This window comes from Pectobacterium cacticida (assembly GCF_036885195.1).
Lineage (GTDB): Bacteria > Pseudomonadota > Gammaproteobacteria > Enterobacterales > Enterobacteriaceae > Pectobacterium > Pectobacterium cacticida.
This window is the reverse complement of record NZ_CP133656.1, coordinates 1,640,177-1,657,079: the sequence shown is the minus strand read 5'-3', so window position 1 is coordinate 1,657,079 and position 16,903 is coordinate 1,640,177. Positions and strand designations below refer to the sequence as shown.

Here is a 16,903-nt window from a genome sequence, read left to right as displayed (position 1 = left end):
AGCAATCGCTGGATTATAGTTTAACTCACGACCGCTGATGGTAATTCCAACGCTGCGGAAAGTAAAACGTTTGCAGGTAAGAGGAAACGGTGATACCGGTATCGCCACGCGGTAGCAACTCCGCGTGGCGATAGGCATCATAAGGAAGGATTAATCCTGTAGTGCTTTGCCGATCTTTTCAAACAGATCGCCCGACAGATTTTCCAATGCCTTTAACTGCTCCAGCGCATTGCGCATTTGCGCCTGCCGTTGAGCATCATAGCGTTTCAGGCGGATCAAGGGTTCTATCATCCGGGCTGCAACTTGCGGATTTCGCGTATTCAGATCGGTAAGAATCTCAACCAGGAAACGATAGCCGCTGCCATCTTCGGCATGAAAAGCCGACGGGTTAGACGCCGCGAAAGCCCCGACCAATGAACGCAGACGGTTTGGATTATTCAGGCTGAATGAGCGGTGTTGCAGCAGCTCACGCACGCGAGTCAATACATCGGCTGCCGGACTGGTCGCTTGTAGCACAAACCATTTGTCCATGACTAAGCCATCCTGATGCCAACGCCGATCGAATTGCGCCAGCAATTCATCACGTGCAGGTAATTGAGCCTCTACCGCCGCCGACAGCGCGGCCAGCGAATCCGTCATGTTATCAGCCTGACCGTACTGCGCCCGAACCAATTTATCCGCCTGTTCCGCATCGCCGAATGCCAAATAATGCAGACAAACGTTGCGCAGGGCGCGTTTCCCCATATCCTTATGGTCGATGCGATACGCTGGGGTATGATTCGCATGGTAAACCGCCAACCACTCATCCGCCATCTCTTGCGCCAACGTGTGAGTCATACTTCTGCGCACGGCAGCGATCGCCGTCGGATCGATAATATCAAATAGCTCAGCCATCTCGTTTTCACTGGGTAACGTCAGAATTTGAGATGCGAGCATTGGATCCAGCGTTTCGTCCAGCAATACGCCCCGGAAAGCATCAACCACATGCATTGGGACGGACAGAGATTGCTGTTGCTGATAGCGGGACACATTCAGACGAATATAATTGGCTAATAGGCTCTGTGCCGCATCCCACCGCGAGAACGCATTGCTGGCATGGCGCATCAGAAATGTCAGTTGTTCATCGCGCCAGTCATAATTCAGCTTCACCGGCGCGGAGAACTCCCGTAGCAGCGACGGGATCGGACGACAAGGCACATTATCGAAAATAAACGTTTGTTCAGATTCGGTCATACTCAATATTGACGCAAGCTGTTGCCCGTCTTTCTGCAACGGAATCACCTGCCCTTGCGGATCGTAAAGTTCAATATCCAACGGAATATGCAGCGGCAATTTCGGCTGTTTATCTGCGCCAACGGGCGTCATCTGACTCACGTGCAATGTGTATTGTTGCGTCTGCGGATCGTAATCATCGCGTACGGTCAACACCGGTGTACCCGATTGGCTATACCACCGGCGGAACTGTGTGAGATCGACGCCAGAGGCATCCTCCATTGCCTGAACAAAATCGTCGCAGGTTGCCGCACTGCCATCATGACGCGCAAAATAGAGGCGCATACCGGCTTGGAAACCGTCTTCGCCTAATAAGGTGTGCATCATGCGAATAACTTCCGCGCCCTTTTCATAAACCGTCAGCGTATAAAAGTTATTCATCTCGATGACCTGATCGGGGCGAATCGGATGAGACATCGGGCTGGCGTCTTCGGCGAACTGCGCACCACGCATCACACGCACATTATTAATACGGTTCACCGGACGCGACCCCAAATCGGAACTAAATTCCTGATCGCGAAACACCGTCAACCCTTCTTTCAGGCTAAGCTGGAACCAGTCACGGCAGGTCACACGGTTACCCGTCCAGTTATGGAAATATTCATGACCGATCACCGCTTCAATGCCGAGATAATCCTTATCCGTTGCGGTTTCCGCTTTGGCCAACACGTATTTGGCGTTAAATACGTTCAGCCCTTTGTTTTCCATCGCGCCCATGTTGAAGAAATCGACGGCGACGATCATATAAATATCGAGATCGTATTCCAGACCGAAGCGCTCTTCATCCCACTTCATCGCATTCTTCAAGGATGTCATTGCCCAATCCGCGCGATCGAGGTTGCCACGGTCAACGTACAGTTCCAACGCGACGTCACGACCAGAACGCGTAGTGAAGCGATCTTGCAAAACATCAAAATCGCCCGCCACCAACGCGAATAGATACGCCGGTTTCGGGAAAGGATCCTGCCACTCGACCCAATGACGACCGTCTTCCAGTTCGCCTTGCGCCATGCGGTTGCCGTTAGACAGCAAATAAGGGTAACGGGCTTTATCCGCCGTGATGCGCGTCGTGAATTTTGCCAGCACATCCGGTCGATCGAGATAATAAGTGATGTGGCGGAACCCTTCGGCTTCGCACTGCGTGCAGAGTGCATCGCCAGACAGGTACAATCCTTCCAGCGCGCTATTGGCGGCAGGATTGATTTCCGTTTCGATACTTAGCGTAAAACGCTCTGGTAATTGCGTCAGGGTCAGACCATTGTCCTGGAGCTGGTAATCCGCCCACGGCTGACCATCAACGTTCAGACTAATCAACACCAGCCCTTCACTATCCAGCGTTAAAGGGGCGCCCGCAGGCCCCTGCAAGACGACGTTGCTCACGGCTTTTACACGCGTCTTCTCAGCATGGAGATCGAAATCTAATGCGATGTCGGTAATCGTATAATCCGGCGCCCGGTAATCATGGCGATATTTTATTTGCGGCTGTTGATTCATATAAAAGTGTCCACCTCGTCATAAGCATCAAAGCGTTAGTCTAAGTCTGTTATCTTGATGTTACCACGACAAAATAATGTGGATAATTCTCGTACGGTGGTTCGCTCCCGCACGGTTGGCAATGTTGTCGTTATGTAATAAATAAATAATCAAGGTATACTGACCGGACGTTGCTGGCTGTCCCGATGGTGGATTGCATCTCACGAAGATGCTGAAACGCATTATGACTTTACACACTACCCCGATTCTACACTCGTTGCTGGACACCGATGCCTATAAGTTGCATATGCAACAGGCGGTGTATCATCATTATTATGATGTCGACGTTGCGGCTGAATTTCGCTGTCGCGGCGATGAGTTATTAGGCGAATATGCCGAAGAGATAGCCCATCAGGTGAGTCTGATGCATCACTTATCATTGCACGACGATGAGCTCGCCTATCTCGCTTCCCTGCCGTTCTTTCAACCGGATTATCTGCACTGGTTGCAGGGCTTTCGCTTCAATCCGCAGCAGGTCGTGATTAAAAATAATGCAGGTAAACTGGATATCCGCATTAGCGGGCCGTGGCGCGAGGTGATTTTATGGGAAGTTCCGTTGCTGGCGGTCATTAGCGAGGTCGTCCACCGGCATCGTTCGCCCGACATTACCGTCGCGCAGGCGCTTCGCCAACTGTCGACCACATTGGAGCATTTCCGCCAACGCAGCGCAGATGTAGATCTCAGTCAGTTCAAGCTGATGGATTTCGGCACGCGCCGCCGTTTTTCTCGTGATGTTCAGCAGGCGATTGTCACCACGTTGCAAGCCGACTTCCCCTACCTTATCGGCACCAGTAATTATGATTTGGCGCGCCGCCTGGGCATCACGCCCGTGGGGACGCAAGCGCACGAATGGTTTCAGGCGCATCAGCAAATTAGCCCGACGCTGGCGAATAGCCAACGTGCCGCCTTGCAGATGTGGCTGCGGGAATATCCCGCACATTTAGGGATAGCGTTGACCGACTGCATCACCATGGATGCCTTCCTGCGCGATTTCGATTTACCCTTTGCTCAGGCGTATCAAGGTTTGCGCCACGATTCTGGCGATCCCATTGATTGGGGAGAAAAAGCTATCGCGCATTATCAACGCCTGAACATTGATCCGATGAGCAAAACGCTGGTCTTCTCCGATAATTTGAATCTGGAAAAAGCATTAGCGCTATATCGGCATTTTTGGCAACGGGTGAATCTGGTCTTCGGCATCGGCACACGGCTGACATGTGATATTCCGGGCGTTAAACCGCTCAACATTGTCATCAAACTGGTGGAGTGTAACGGTAAACCGGTGGCCAAGCTCTCCGATAGCCCCGGTAAAACCATCTGTCAGGATCAGGACTTTGTCTGTGCGTTACGCAAAGCGTTTGACGTACCCCGCGTGAAAAAGGCCAGTTAACGCTTTCCTTATCTGCATTGCGTAACTTTGCAGCAGATTCTCCGTGAGGCGCGAAAACTTCGCGCCATTCTGGTGATTTCTGCTTGTGTCCTGTGGCATCGCAAGTAACATAGCGAATGGCTCGGTTTGGGCCATTTGGCGTTGCCAAGACGACACATTTCTTAAACACGATTAATTAAAAGAGAGAATTTTATGAGCGTAGTGCCTGTAGTCGATGTACTGCAAGGCCGCGTCGCCGTTGACAGCGAAGTCACCGTGCGCGGCTGGGTACGTACCCGGAGAGATTCTAAAGCCGGTATCTCCTTCATCGCCGTCTACGACGGTTCCTGCTTTAATCCGTTACAGGCTGTCGTTAATAATACTCTCTCCAATTATCAGGAAGACGTTTTACGCCTGACCACGGGGTGCTCCGTTGTTATTACCGGCAAGGTTGTCGCCTCGCCGGGTGAAGGCCAGCGTTTCGAGCTGCAAGCCACGCGTGTCGAGGTCGTGGGTTGGGTGGACGACCCTGATACGTACCCCATGGCGGCGAAACGCCACAGCATTGAGTACCTGCGTGAAGTTGCGCATCTGCGTCCGCGTACTAATCTGATCGGCGCCGTGGCGCGCGTGCGTCATACGTTGGCGCAGGCGATCCATCGCTTCTTCCACGAAAACGGTTATTTCTGGGTGTCTACGCCGCTAATCACCGCCTCCGATACCGAAGGTGCCGGTGAAATGTTCCGCGTATCGACCCTCGATCTGGAAAACCTGCCGCGCACTGAACAGGGTAAGGTGGATTTCAGCGAAGATTTCTTTGGCAAAGAAGCATTTTTGACCGTGTCCGGTCAGTTAAACGGTGAAACCTACGCCTGCGCACTATCCAAGGTATATACTTTTGGGCCAACATTCCGCGCAGAAAACTCGAACACCAGTCGCCATCTGGCCGAATTTTGGATGATCGAGCCGGAAGTCGCCTTCGCTTCTCTGGATGATATTGCAGGTCTGGCTGAAAATTTACTCAAATACGTCTTTCAGGCCGTGCTAAACGAACGTGCGGATGATATGGCCTTCTTTGCCGAGCGCGTCGATAAAGAGGCTGTCGCCCGACTGGAAAAGTTTGTCAATTCTGATTTCGCTCAGGTCGATTATACCGATGCTATCGAGATCCTACAGAATTGCGGGACAGCATTCGAAAACCCGGTGTATTGGGGCGTTGACCTGTCCTCCGAGCATGAGCGTTATCTGGCGGAACACCATTTCAAAGCGCCGGTGGTGGTCAAAAATTATCCGAAAGACATCAAGGCGTTCTACATGCGTATGAACGACGATGGTAAAACCGTTGCCGCGATGGATGTATTGGCACCGGGCATCGGGGAAATCATCGGCGGCTCCCAGCGTGAAGAGCGTCTGGAACAATTAGATCGCCGTCTGGATGACATGGGGCTGCGCAAAGAAGATTACTGGTGGTATCGCGATTTACGCCGTTACGGCACGATTCCCCACTCTGGGTTCGGCTTAGGGTTTGAACGGCTGATCGCTTATGTTACCGGTGTACAAAATGTGCGCGATGTTATTCCTTTCCCGCGCACGCCACGGAGCGTTAGCTTTTAAATAAAAATTTAATATAAGTAAAACAAATATGCAGGAAAGAGGGGCCGGATTTTCCGGCCCCTCTTTTTATTTTTTGTTAAGTCGCAAAAAGTTCCCTAATTTTTACATATTGAAACACAATTTTTCTATTTGTTACCTGATTGCGAAGTCTGTAGCATCTTTAGGGTGGATTAACGGGCGAGTGAATGGAAAACTGCGTTCAGACACAGGAAGACACCAAACTTTCAGTAATAGTTCCGTAAAGAATTATTTATGGCAGTGGCAGATGTCTGAACAACACCAATGAGGGTAATAATGATGAAACGCAACATTCTTGCAGTAGTAATCCCAGCGCTGTTAGCCGCAGGCAGCGTCAACGCAGCAGAGATTTATAACAAAGACGCGAACAAGTTGGATCTGAATGGTCGTGTACACGCAGGCTATGCATTCCAGAACAAGGATGCGGACAACGAAGATAATACCTATGCCCGTCTGGGCTTTAAAGGCCAGACGCAGATCAGCGATGATCTGACGGGCTATGGCACTTTTGAATATGAATTCAATGGTACTGAGAATGAATCTGATTCCGGCTCGAAAGGAAAAACCCGTAAAGCCTTTGCCGGTTTAAAATTTGGTGATTTCGGTTCTTTCGACTACGGTCGTAACGTAGGCGTTGCCTATAACGGGATGGCCTATACTGACGTTCTGCCGGAAAACGGCAACGACAGCGGCGTCACCGATACTCTGACGGGTCGTATTGGTAACGCAGCAACTTTCAATACTTCTGATTTCTTCGGTTTGGTTGATGGTTTAGGCTTTGCTCTGCAATATGTTGCTGAAGATAACAACAATAAAGTGTCACAAAAAGACCATGGTGACGCATGGGCAACATCTTTGTCCTATGACACAGACTTTGGTGTAGGTGTTGTAGCTTCTTACGGTTCTTATTCACGAACGGAAAACCAACGTAATTCTAGTGCTAAGGGTGATCGAGCTGATGTATGGACAGCAGGTCTGAAATACGATGCAAATAACATCTATGTTGCCGCTGTTTATGGTGAAGCACACAATTTCTATGAAACTGGTGCTGATAAAAGTTATCCGAAATATTCGTCCACTGATCTCGCTGATGAAAGCAAAATTTTCGAAGTTGTCGCACAATACAATTTCGATTTCGGTCTAACACCAACTATCGGTTACGTTTCTCGTAAAGATAAAGTAGCAAATGTCGCAAATGAATTTGCGGTTAAATATGCCAGCGTTGGTGCTACTTATGCATTCAACAAAAACTTCTCTACCTATGTTGAGTACGACATCAGCTTGTTGGATAAGGACCAAGACAAAAACTGGGGTAATGACAAAAATGATCGCGTCGACGTCGGCGTTATCTACCAGTTCTAAGTTATTGGCGCATCGCCTAACGAGCTAATCGTTTATCTTGCGTGAAAAGCAGAGCTTCGGCTCTGCTTTTTGATTTCAGCAGTACCTTCTGGTGTATGTGTTATTCGCGCTTTTATCCCTTCTCTTTTGCCTTAGCAATATTTCCCCTTCTTTTTGACAACAGCGGTTGGCAAAGCCATTGACTGACGGTACTCTGGGCATCCTTACTTCATTTCAGTTATGGAACATTCTGGCAATGTTTGAAACTATCTCTGCCGCACCGGCCGATCCCATTCTCGGGTTAACCGACCTTTTCCGCGCCGACGATCGCGCGAATAAAATCAACCTGGGTATTGGCGTCTATAAAGATGAAACCGGCAAAACGCCGATTTTAACCAGCGTAAAAAAAGCAGAACATTATCTGCTGGAAAATGAAACCACCAAAATCTATCTGGGCATCGACGGCCTGCCGGCATTCGCCCAGTGCACACAGGCGCTGCTGTTTGGCAAGGAGAACGCAATCATTGCCGATAAACGCGCCCGCACGGCACAGACACCGGGCGGAACAGGTGCATTGCGCGTTGCGGCAGATTTTATTGCTAAACAAACTTCGGCTAAACGCGTTTGGATTAGCAACCCGACCTGGCCAAATCATCACAATGTGTTTTCCGCCGTTGGTTTAGAGACTTGCCAATACGACTATTACGATGCCGCGAACCACGCGCTGGATTTTGATGGCCTGCTGAACAGCCTAAATGCGGCGCAGGCGGGTGACGTGGTGCTGTTCCACGGCTGCTGTCACAACCCTACCGGCATCGATCCTACCGCTGAACAATGGGCGACGCTGGCTGACCTGTCGGCGGCGAAAGGTTGGCTACCGCTGTTTGACTTCGCCTATCAGGGCTTTGCTCGTGGTTTAGATGAAGATGCAGAAGGCCTGCGACGCTTCGCCGAGAAGCACGATGAACTGATCGTATGTAGCTCGTATTCTAAAAACTTCGGGTTATACAATGAACGTGTCGGCGCCTGCACGCTGGTTGCTGCCAACGCGTCAACGGCAGACAAGGCATTCAGCCAGATGAAGGCGGCGATTCGCGCCAACTACTCGAACCCGCCGGCGCACGGGGCGGCCGTCGTGGCGACAATTCTGGGCAACGACGCGCTGAAAGCCATTTGGGAACAAGAATTGACGGCAATGCGTGAGCGTATTCAGCGTATGCGCCAATTATTCGTTAATACTTTGCAAGAAAAGGGCGCTGAACAGGATTTCTCCTTCATCATCAATCAGAATGGCATGTTCTCTTTCAGTGGCTTGACCAAAGATCAGGTGCTGCGCCTGCGTGATGAATTCGGCGTTTATGCGGTGAATTCTGGCCGTATCAATGTTGCAGGCATGACGCCGGAAAATATGGCGCCACTCTGCGAAGCCATCGTTGCCGTGCTTTGATCGTTAGGCGATCAAAAAAGCCGACATACCAAAGTGTCGGCTTTTTGATTCCGGCGTGTACGCTGTGAAAAACGCGATTATATCGTGGCGTCTTCACGCAGAAACGGGTTAGTTTTGCGTTCATGGCCTAATGTCGACATTGGGCCATGGCCGGGAATAAACGTCACATCGTCACCCAGCGGTAGCAGCTTATTTTTGATGGACGCTATCAGCGCCTGATAGTCTCCCTGCGGGAAATCCGTGCGCCCTACACCACCATTAAAAATCACATCACCGACCTGTGCCAGCCGCCCCTGAGCATCAAAGAAAATAATGTGCCCCGGCGTGTGGCCAGGACAATGGAAAACCTTCAGCGTCGTCTCGCCTACGTTAACCTCGTCACCTTCCTGTAACCACCGCGAGGGCGTCAAGGGCGCACAGGTTGCCAGACCAAACATCTGGCTTTGTGTCGGCAACGCATCCAGCCAAAAAGCATCTTCACGCTGCGGGCCAATAATCGGCACCTGATAGTGTTCGGCTAATTCCGCCGCCGCGCCGACATGATCCAAGTGGCCATGCGTTAACAGAATCTGCTTAACCGACACGCCGAGTTGCTCCACAGCATGTTTGATCTTTTCAGCCTCGCCGCCGGGATCGACAATCGCGGCTTCATGGGTTTTTTCACACCACAACAACGTACAGTTCTGGCTAAACGCCGTCACCGGGACAATTTGATATTTCATAAGACTCCATGTTAAACGAGCGCAACGGGGCGTTTTTAAATCAACTATCTCAAACGGTCATGCCGCTAGCGTCATGCCGTTAACGTTAGTGTGCATGTAGGGGGACGCGGTGATGGGAATCCCGCAGAATGCCTGGCGCCACGACCACCACTGTATTTCAATTCGTTAACGATCGGCAGTAGTGCGACTACAGGCGCTTACCAGGTGCGTACCGGGCCGGTATCGATATGAACAAAATTGCTGCGCGGATAATAACCCACGCCACCTGCGCGCATCGTTACGGCGGCCTTACGAATGTGAGCCAGTGGCACACCTTCAATATGGAAATCCATTGCCTGCCCTTTGGTATGGTAACTCTGCTTTGCCACACCGCGATTATGCGCACGTAATTTATTGTTGGTGTCAACCGCACGATACCCGGAGATCAGCTGTATCGGCTTATTCGAACCCAACATAACCTGTAAACGATAAAGCTGATCGAAAAGTGCCGGGTCAATGGTTTTGATTTTATTCGCACGGTAATCGCGGAAGAAATGATTCAGGCGGGAAAGTTCGGATGGGTTATAGCGCTTACCATCAAAAAATTCGGTTTTTAACCGCTCTCCGGTATTTAGATTATTCAACGTCAAAATTCGGGGGCGTGGCGTGGATAAAGTTGCAAATGCCTGACCGGGGAGTAGCGCGATGCCCAACGCGGCACCACCAAACGCAAGCCACTTGCGGCGCTGATTGTCAATGTGTTCCATAAAACAAATACCCTGACTTAAAAACGGGATAGGAGAAAAAATGCACTACCTTGAACCATAACCGCCAGACAAAAATGAGTCAACCCGCTTTGCCCACGGCTGTGCGGGGGGCCGCATCTCTCCGATGCGGCACGCTAAAAGACCTCACCCGCTAATGTCTCGATTTTCAATGCTTATAACAACAATTGCCCCGCTCTGGATAGCACCTTCATCCCCGATTGTGCAATATCATCATAATTGTAAATATCTGTGCGGAACTGTGCTCTGCCATCTTCGGCGACCCATGCCGTCAAATAATAGAGATTGACTGGAATCCGCTGTTTCATCGAAACAAAAGTCGTATTCCCCTGGTCCAGGGTAGATGAAATGCGGTTATTATTCCAACCCGCATCCTGCAATAGCATGTTAGCCAACTCCGACGCCTTGTTAACCCGTACACAGCCGGAGCTCAGCGCCCGGATATCACGCTGGAACAGGTTATGGTTCGGCGTATCGTGCAAATAAATCGCATCCGAGTTCGGCATATTAAATTTATAGCGCCCTAACGCGTTATTCGCACCTGGAGCCTGACGCAGGCGATAGGGAAAGCGTGCGGCAGACACTTCCTGCCAATCAATCATTGTGGGGTCGATCGCCTCCGCATCCTGACTCCAACCAGACAACACCGTGTAGCCGTGACGTTGTAAATAGCCGGGGTCACGTATCACTTTAGGAATGATGTCCTGTCGGGTTAGCGTCGTCGGCACATTCCACGGCGGATTGACCACCACATTATATAACGAACTACTCATCAGCGGCGTCTTGCGTTTGGGTTGCCCCACGATGACGCGCGACGATAAACGCTCTGCGCCATCCTGATAGTAAACCAATGAATAATTAGGAATATTGACCAAAATCCCGGTGTGAACCTTGTCCGGCAACAGGCGCAGGCGCTGGATATTCAGTGCTAATAGGGTCGCACGCCGTTGTGGTGACACATTAAGCCAATAACGTGTACGTGCGCCTATAACGCCATCATCGCTTAATCCTTGCCATTGCTGAAAACGCTTGACCGCGTTGACCAGTTCACCGACGTAACGATCGTTCATCTCAACGCCACTATCGCTTTGCACGGGCTGCGCTGCCGCTAACGTCGTCACAGCCGTATTTTCAACGCCTGTGGCGCCATCCTCTGACGATAACATCCCAGTGCGTTGCAAAATTTCACGCAGTGCTGGCAATTCCTGGCTTTGCTGCCCCGGACGTAGCGTCTCCGTCAGCGCCAGACGTGGCCACGGGCGATTGTCCGCCATCATATTCTTTAATGCGGCATGCATTTTGGCGTACTGCGAATGCTGAGGCGCCAACGCAATAACAAAGGCTGCGCTGGTGCCGGATTCCACGGCCTGCTGCCATTGAGAAACGAGAGGTAATGCGGGGGATTGCAAACGATAAGGCACACGTCCATATAACCAGTCATTACCGTGGCGCTCGACGCCAGATATAAATTGCAAATAGCCCAGCATCGCATCCGATAGCACAACATCTCGCGCAAACCCCACCAATTGCGGATCGGTCAGCCAGGTTACCCAAGTGGTAAACTGAGGCTGTATGCCCGCAATCGCTAATTCCGCCAGTTGCTGCTGAAACTGCTGCACCGCGCGGGTATCCTCCCACATAGGCCGCATCTGATTTCTAGCATAAAGCGATGATAAATCAGAGAGATAATGTACAGATATGCCATGTGGCAGCGCGGCAAGCAATTCCGAACGGCGCTGTTCTAGTGAAACAGAGGCCGAATACGGTGATAAGCCGGACACCTGTGTCGGCGCTGCCGCCCACACCGAAAACGCAGGAGACAGGCTTCCAACCCCGAGACAACCTGCCAGTAACGACAACCTGACGATTTTTCGTTTATCTAACAACATCCGTTCATCCCCTGTACGCATTAATCACTCTGCTTCCACGACAATCCACATCAGATGTGGAAATAACAATAAACTGACTTCATCCATCTATAGCCCACTGGCGTAAGCCTAAATGCCCACGTTTATGACGCCGTTGACGAGAATAACCACATGCACCGCATTCTCTTTGCGACCGCCCTTCGTTTTATCGTCAGTATATAAAGAGAAACGTATATTTGCTTCTTCTTCTGGCTATTCTCTTTAGCGTGAGGTGAATAGATTCCCCATCCACGCGACCTTATCATTGATAATAACGTCGCCCGAAGGCCAATGCTGGCCACTTAGGTATGGGTTCAGGGGGGAACACGGTGATAAGGTTCTCGCAGAGATGCCTCACACCGTGGCCGCCCCCGGTATCTCGACCTTAACGATCGACATTAGCCCGAAGGCGGCTTTATTGTGATAGACAGGATTCAGACTCCGATTGGCAACGCGCCCTGCCACCGCTGACCCTATGAGGATGGCGTTTGCGTCTCATGCGCCTGGGCACCGAAGCCCCGTAAGCCAACGACATGCACATGCTCGTTATTCTCGTAGACCTTACGCACCAATTTATAGGTCGTTCCTTTCTCAGGGCTGATATTCTCCGGTGCGGCGATGACCAACTGCATTTCCAGCCGATCGCAAAGCTCGAACAACGTCGCAATCGATTTGGCATCCAATCGCGCGGCTTCATCGAGAAAGAGTAAACGACAAGGGATAATATCTTTACCGCGCAGTCGCTTAGACTCTTCTTCCCAGCTCTGTACCACCATGACCAAAATCGACATTCCGGTACCGATGGCTTCCCCGGTAGACAATGCCCCACTCTCGGCCCGCAACCAACCATCCGCGCCGCGGTTAACCTCCACTTCCATCTCAAGATAGTTTCGGTAGTCCAACAACTCTTCGCCGATAGTTTGTGGCGCACGTTGTCCCATATCAATCTCAGGATTGAGCCGCTGGTAGAGTTTTGCCAGTGCCTCCGAGAACGTCAGGCGATTGCTGTTAAACAGATCCTGATGCGTTTCCTGCTGTTCGGATAACACATTTAGCAGCGTAGTATGCGTTTCACGCACGTTAACATTGAGGCGAACACTCTTCACTTGACCAAACGCGACCGCTTGCAGCCCCTGGTTTAGCATCCTTATCCGATTCTGCTCACGCTGAATCGTTTTGCGAATAATGTTAGCCACGCTGCGGGAACTGATAGCCAACATCTGCTCACGCGCCGTCAACTCTTCCGTCAGGCGGTTAAGCTCAATCTCCATCTGTTCAATCGCTTCTACCGGATCATCGGTACGAATAATATCCTGACGAATGCGTTCACGCAGGTGTTGATAAACCGCGATGTAGAACTGGATCTTACGCTCTGGCCGCTTAGGATCTTCGGAAAGTCGTAGCACATCGCGCAGGTGTTCGTTATCCGCAACGGCCAGACGCAACGCGCCTAACGCTTTGTCCGACATGGAGCGTAATTCATCACCTTCCATATACGCCAATTCGCGACGGTGCAGCCGCCGCTCGACGCCATTATCTTTTACCAAACGCATCACCGCGCACCAGCCGGCTTTCGCGGTGACAACCTGCTCACGCATCTGATGATAATCACGCTCTAATTTGCGCAATTTCTTCTGCAAGCTGTCCATTTCCGCTTCGCAGAATGTGATCTGTTTTTCCAACTGATTACGGCGCGAGCGGTTGGCGCCTAAAGCCGCGTGCAGTTCATCACGGCGTCGGCGAGCGCGTTCCTCGGCGTCAGAATCCGCACGCACGCCGATATCCTGAAGCTCTTGCGTCAGCTCTTTCAACATATCCAGCTTGGCATCGTAGGCACTTTTCAGCGAGGCCTGAACCTGACTGTACTGCGTCAATTGCGTCTGGTGCTGACGTAACTGCTCGCGTGCTCGCGTTCGCTCCGCCTCCGCCTGTTCCAGACGCTGGCGCAGTTTGTCATTCAAATCGGCATTTTCCCCCAGCATGCCGGCTGAATCGGCATAGCTGAAGTGCGCGCGGCGTTGCACTACCTCGGTGAGGGCAAACGCCTGCTGTTTTGCCTGCCGCTGCGCGTTTTGCGCCTGAGCATAATCAGCCTGCAACTGCTCGTGCTGCAACGGATCGTTTTGCAGAACAGAAACCAGCGGTTCCAGCTTGGCCAGTGTCGTCCCGTGTTGCTGAATAAAACGCGCAGACTCTTCGGTTTCCTCCAGCTCAGCACGAAGTTCTTCAACGCGGTCTTGCAACGTATCGTCGCACAGCAGGCTAATGCGCGGGATTAATTTATTTAACTGCGCGCTGGCTTCCTTCGCCTGCTCAAATTGCTGACGCTGTTGCTGGTTATCAGCATCAAAACGGGTTATTGCGCGATCCAACTCACCTCGACGCGCGCTTAAAGCGCGAATCTCCGCTTCAGGATCTTCGTCAAAAGCGACCGCCACATGCGTCCCGATGAAACGACTAAAGGCCTGATGCAAACGCTGTATCTTCTGCACATCAAAGGATAGCGTCGCATAATGCTCGGCTAAGGCTTCCCGCTCATTGCGCAAGGTTTCCAGACGCATTTCCCGTGCAGCACGGCCAAATAACGGTACGTCGGGGAAGCGCGAATAACGCCACTGACGCTCAGCCACCTTCACGACAACCGCACGATCCAGTTCTTCTACGGCGAACACGCTGTCGTCAAATGACTGCGGATCGCCCTCGATCAAATACAGATCTTCCGGGCAATCTTCCAGACCCGCCAACTGATCGCGCACCAGGGAAAGATCGGGCACGACGATCGCATGGCGTGACGGGCCGTAGAGCGCCGAAAAATAGGGCGCGTCATCCAGCGTAACATCATCATAAATCTCAGAGAGCAACACGCCGCCAAAACGCTCCGCCAGTGCATTTAACCGCGGATCTTCAGACCCGCCAGGTTGGCTCAGCCGCTCAATCTGTGCGTCGACGTGGCGTTTACGCGCCGCGATCTCATCGCGCTCAACCGACGTTTCACGCTCGCGCTCTAGCAACTGCTGCATGAATTCCGTTACCTGACGACTCTCGGTAAAGGTTTCACCGCTTTGCTCGCTCAACTGTGTCAGCGTTTCCTGCGCCGCCAGCCAGACCGGTGCTCGCGCCGTCAACTTCTGAATGCGCTGCTGGATTTGCTCCAGTTCCTGGCGCAGCGCCATGCGTCGTTCACCGGCTTGCGCCACGAGCGATGACAGTGCCTCAATTCGGGCATCGAGTTCGTGCTGTAACGCCTCCAATTCTTCCGGCTGGTAATCCTGACCGCTACGCTTATTGAAATCCTGTAATAGTCGCTCAGCCTCCTGCTGTTCACGCAGACGCTGTTCTAGCTCAGACAGGCGCATCCTCAGCGGTTGCACGCGTTCCGCCTGATAGCGTTGCGAAGCGCTATCGCGTAATAGCTCGCGCGCCACCTGCCAGGCGTCGCTACGATTGACCGCCCCGGCGATCTTACTCACTAACTGATAGGCCTGTTCAAACTGCCCGTGCGCCGCCTCAGCCACGCTGAGTTTCTGCTCCAGCATCAACAGGATATCCGTCGCTTCCTGCTCTTTCGCCCGGTAGCTATCCAGCCATTGATCCGCGTTTTCTGCTGTAAGATCCGGTAACTGGCACAGCGTGCGAGCGCGTTCCAGTGCCTGTTGCGCCTGCTGATACTGAATGGCGCGCGTTTGCTGAACGTCCAGCGCCTGCTGATAATCGGCAAGCTGGCTTTTTAGTTCATCCACTTCCAGCTCCGCAGCATCGGCGCGCGCCTCGTTTTCCGCCTGTTGCTCACGCGCCTCTTCCACCACCTCATTTTGTTCTTCAAGGCGGTAGTTCAGTTCTTCCAGATCGGCGTTATAACGTTCAATTTTCTCCTGCTGGCGCAGAGCCGTATGCACCAGGTTAAGATGATCGCTGGCCGCCTGATAATCTGCCTCTAAATCCCCTTCGGCACCGCTTTGCTCGGCTAACTCACGTGCCATTTCCACATGACGATATTGCTCGCTTGACAATTGCTTACGGCTGGATAACAGCTCACGACGCAGTTCCAGCGCACCATCCAGATGGATACGGCGTTCATTCGCATGTCGCATATAGTCAGCGGCCACATAAGCTGTCGCTTCAGAGATCAAATGCTTAAACAAATCGCGGTCCGACTGAGTGACGCGAATCGCTTCGAGCGTCATACGGTTTTCACGCAGTGCCGCTTCCATGTCCTGAAACGCTTTACGCACGCCACTGTTTTCCGGCAACAGGTAATCACGCAACGAACGCGTAATGGCGCTGGAGATACCGCCGTATAGCGAGGCCTCGATCAGACGATAAAACTTGCTGCGATCGGCCGCAGAGCGCAAGCGGCGCGGCACGACGCCCAAATCGAACATCAGTGAGTGGTAGTCGGTGATGGAGTTGAACTGCTTGAATTGAACACCCTCGATCTCTTCAACACGATCTTTCAATTCCTGCAAGGTAAGTACGCGCGCCTGACGATCGCCGACCAACTGCGTCAGAATTTGCGTCGGTTGGATGGTCGTTGGCAGCCCCTGAATCGTAAAAGGCTTGATATCGACTTTTCGATCGCGCCCAGCAACCTGCTGGAGGCGCACGCCAACCAGCACACGCTGATGGCGTGAGTTTATGACATCCAACGTGGAGTAACAGACGCCCGCTCGGAGTTTCCCGTGCAGGCCTTTATCGCGTGAACCGCTAGTGGCGCCAGCTTCGGTGGTATTTCTAAAATGCAGCAGCGTCAGGTCAGGGATGAGCGCCGTAATAAAAGCGGCCATCGTGGTGGATTTCCCGGCGCCGTTACCACCGGATAGCGTAGTAACCAGTTCATCCAGATCGAAGGTGCGGGCAAAAAATCCGTTCCAGTTGACCAGCGTTAGCGAGCGAAATTTACCGCGTTCAATCATTCC

9 protein-coding genes are annotated in these 16,903 nt (G+C 52.0%); 4 read left to right on the top strand and 5 right to left on the bottom strand.

Annotation, left to right across the window (positions count from 1 at the left end; genetic code table 11):
* Nucleotides 1-150 precede the first annotated feature (150 nt).
* Nucleotides 151-2,766 carry an aminopeptidase N gene (pepN, locus tag RFN81_RS07815; RefSeq protein ID WP_264498536.1) on the bottom strand — a complete coding sequence of 872 codons (2,616 nt, stop codon included), beginning with the start codon at nucleotides 2,764-2,766 and terminating at the stop codon, nucleotides 151-153.
* A 223-nt stretch (nucleotides 2,767-2,989) separates the two neighbouring features.
* On the opposite strand from pepN, the gene pncB reads away from it, so the two are divergent.
* The 4 genes from pncB (at nucleotide 2,990) to RFN81_RS07795 (ending at nucleotide 8,594) form a co-directional block, all read left to right on the top strand.
* Nucleotides 2,990-4,195 (top strand): nicotinate phosphoribosyltransferase, encoded by a 1,206-nt coding sequence (gene pncB, locus RFN81_RS07810; protein ID WP_264498535.1) that lies wholly within the window; start codon nucleotides 2,990-2,992, stop codon nucleotides 4,193-4,195.
* 192 nt (nucleotides 4,196-4,387) lie between these two features.
* Nucleotides 4,388-5,788, top strand: coding sequence for an asparagine--tRNA ligase (gene asnS / locus RFN81_RS07805; RefSeq protein WP_264498534.1), 1,401 nt, complete (start codon nucleotides 4,388-4,390; stop codon nucleotides 5,786-5,788).
* Nucleotides 5,789-6,082: 294 nt separating this feature from the next.
* Nucleotides 6,083-7,168: a porin gene (locus RFN81_RS07800; RefSeq protein WP_319800195.1), complete on the top strand. Its 1,086-nt coding sequence runs from the start codon at nucleotides 6,083-6,085 to the stop codon at nucleotides 7,166-7,168.
* Between the two features lie 235 nt (nucleotides 7,169-7,403).
* Entirely contained in the window at nucleotides 7,404-8,594 is a 1,191-nt protein-coding gene (locus RFN81_RS07795; protein WP_264498533.1) for an amino acid aminotransferase, read from the top strand.
* Nucleotides 8,595-8,671: 77 nt separating this feature from the next.
* Here the strand turns inward: RFN81_RS07795 and RFN81_RS07790 are convergent, their stop codons facing one another.
* The 4 genes from RFN81_RS07790 to mukB all read right to left on the bottom strand — a co-directional run bounded on the left by RFN81_RS07790 (nucleotide 8,672) and on the right by mukB (nucleotide 16,900).
* Nucleotides 8,672-9,316, bottom strand: a complete 645-nt coding sequence (locus tag RFN81_RS07790; RefSeq protein ID WP_264498532.1) for an MBL fold metallo-hydrolase — start codon at nucleotides 9,314-9,316, stop codon at nucleotides 8,672-8,674.
* 197 nt (nucleotides 9,317-9,513) lie between these two features.
* Entirely contained in the window at nucleotides 9,514-10,062 is a 549-nt protein-coding gene (locus RFN81_RS07785; protein WP_264498531.1) for a YcbK family protein, read from the bottom strand.
* A 173-nt stretch (nucleotides 10,063-10,235) separates the two neighbouring features.
* The gene (gene ldtD, locus RFN81_RS07780) at nucleotides 10,236-11,969 is read right to left on the bottom strand and encodes a L,D-transpeptidase (RefSeq protein ID WP_264498530.1); all 1,734 of its coding nucleotides are present in this window, start codon (nucleotides 11,967-11,969) and stop codon (nucleotides 10,236-10,238) included.
* A gap of 491 nt (nucleotides 11,970-12,460) precedes the next feature.
* The gene (mukB, locus tag RFN81_RS07775) at nucleotides 12,461-16,900 is read right to left on the bottom strand and encodes a chromosome partition protein MukB (protein WP_264498529.1); all 4,440 of its coding nucleotides are present in this window, start codon (nucleotides 16,898-16,900) and stop codon (nucleotides 12,461-12,463) included.
* Nucleotides 16,901-16,903: the final 3 nt, after the last annotated feature.

What these genes read in the sequence shown, in the direction of transcription:
- pepN (WP_264498536.1), bottom strand. Translation starts at nt 2,766, where the DNA reads ATGAATCAACAGCCGCAAATAAAATATCGCCATGATTACCGGGCGCCG.
- pncB (WP_264498535.1), top strand. Translation starts at nt 2,990, where the DNA reads ATGACTTTACACACTACCCCGATTCTACACTCGTTGCTGGACACCGAT.
- asnS (WP_264498534.1), top strand. Translation starts at nt 4,388, where the DNA reads ATGAGCGTAGTGCCTGTAGTCGATGTACTGCAAGGCCGCGTCGCCGTT.
- RFN81_RS07800 (WP_319800195.1), top strand. Translation starts at nt 6,083, where the DNA reads ATGATGAAACGCAACATTCTTGCAGTAGTAATCCCAGCGCTGTTAGCC.
- RFN81_RS07795 (WP_264498533.1), top strand. Translation starts at nt 7,404, where the DNA reads ATGTTTGAAACTATCTCTGCCGCACCGGCCGATCCCATTCTCGGGTTA.
- RFN81_RS07790 (WP_264498532.1), bottom strand. Translation starts at nt 9,316, where the DNA reads ATGAAATATCAAATTGTCCCGGTGACGGCGTTTAGCCAGAACTGTACG.
- RFN81_RS07785 (WP_264498531.1), bottom strand. Translation starts at nt 10,062, where the DNA reads ATGGAACACATTGACAATCAGCGCCGCAAGTGGCTTGCGTTTGGTGGT.
- ldtD (WP_264498530.1), bottom strand. Translation starts at nt 11,969, where the DNA reads ATGTTGTTAGATAAACGAAAAATCGTCAGGTTGTCGTTACTGGCAGGT.
- mukB (WP_264498529.1), bottom strand. Translation starts at nt 16,900, where the DNA reads ATGATTGAACGCGGTAAATTTCGCTCGCTAACGCTGGTCAACTGGAAC.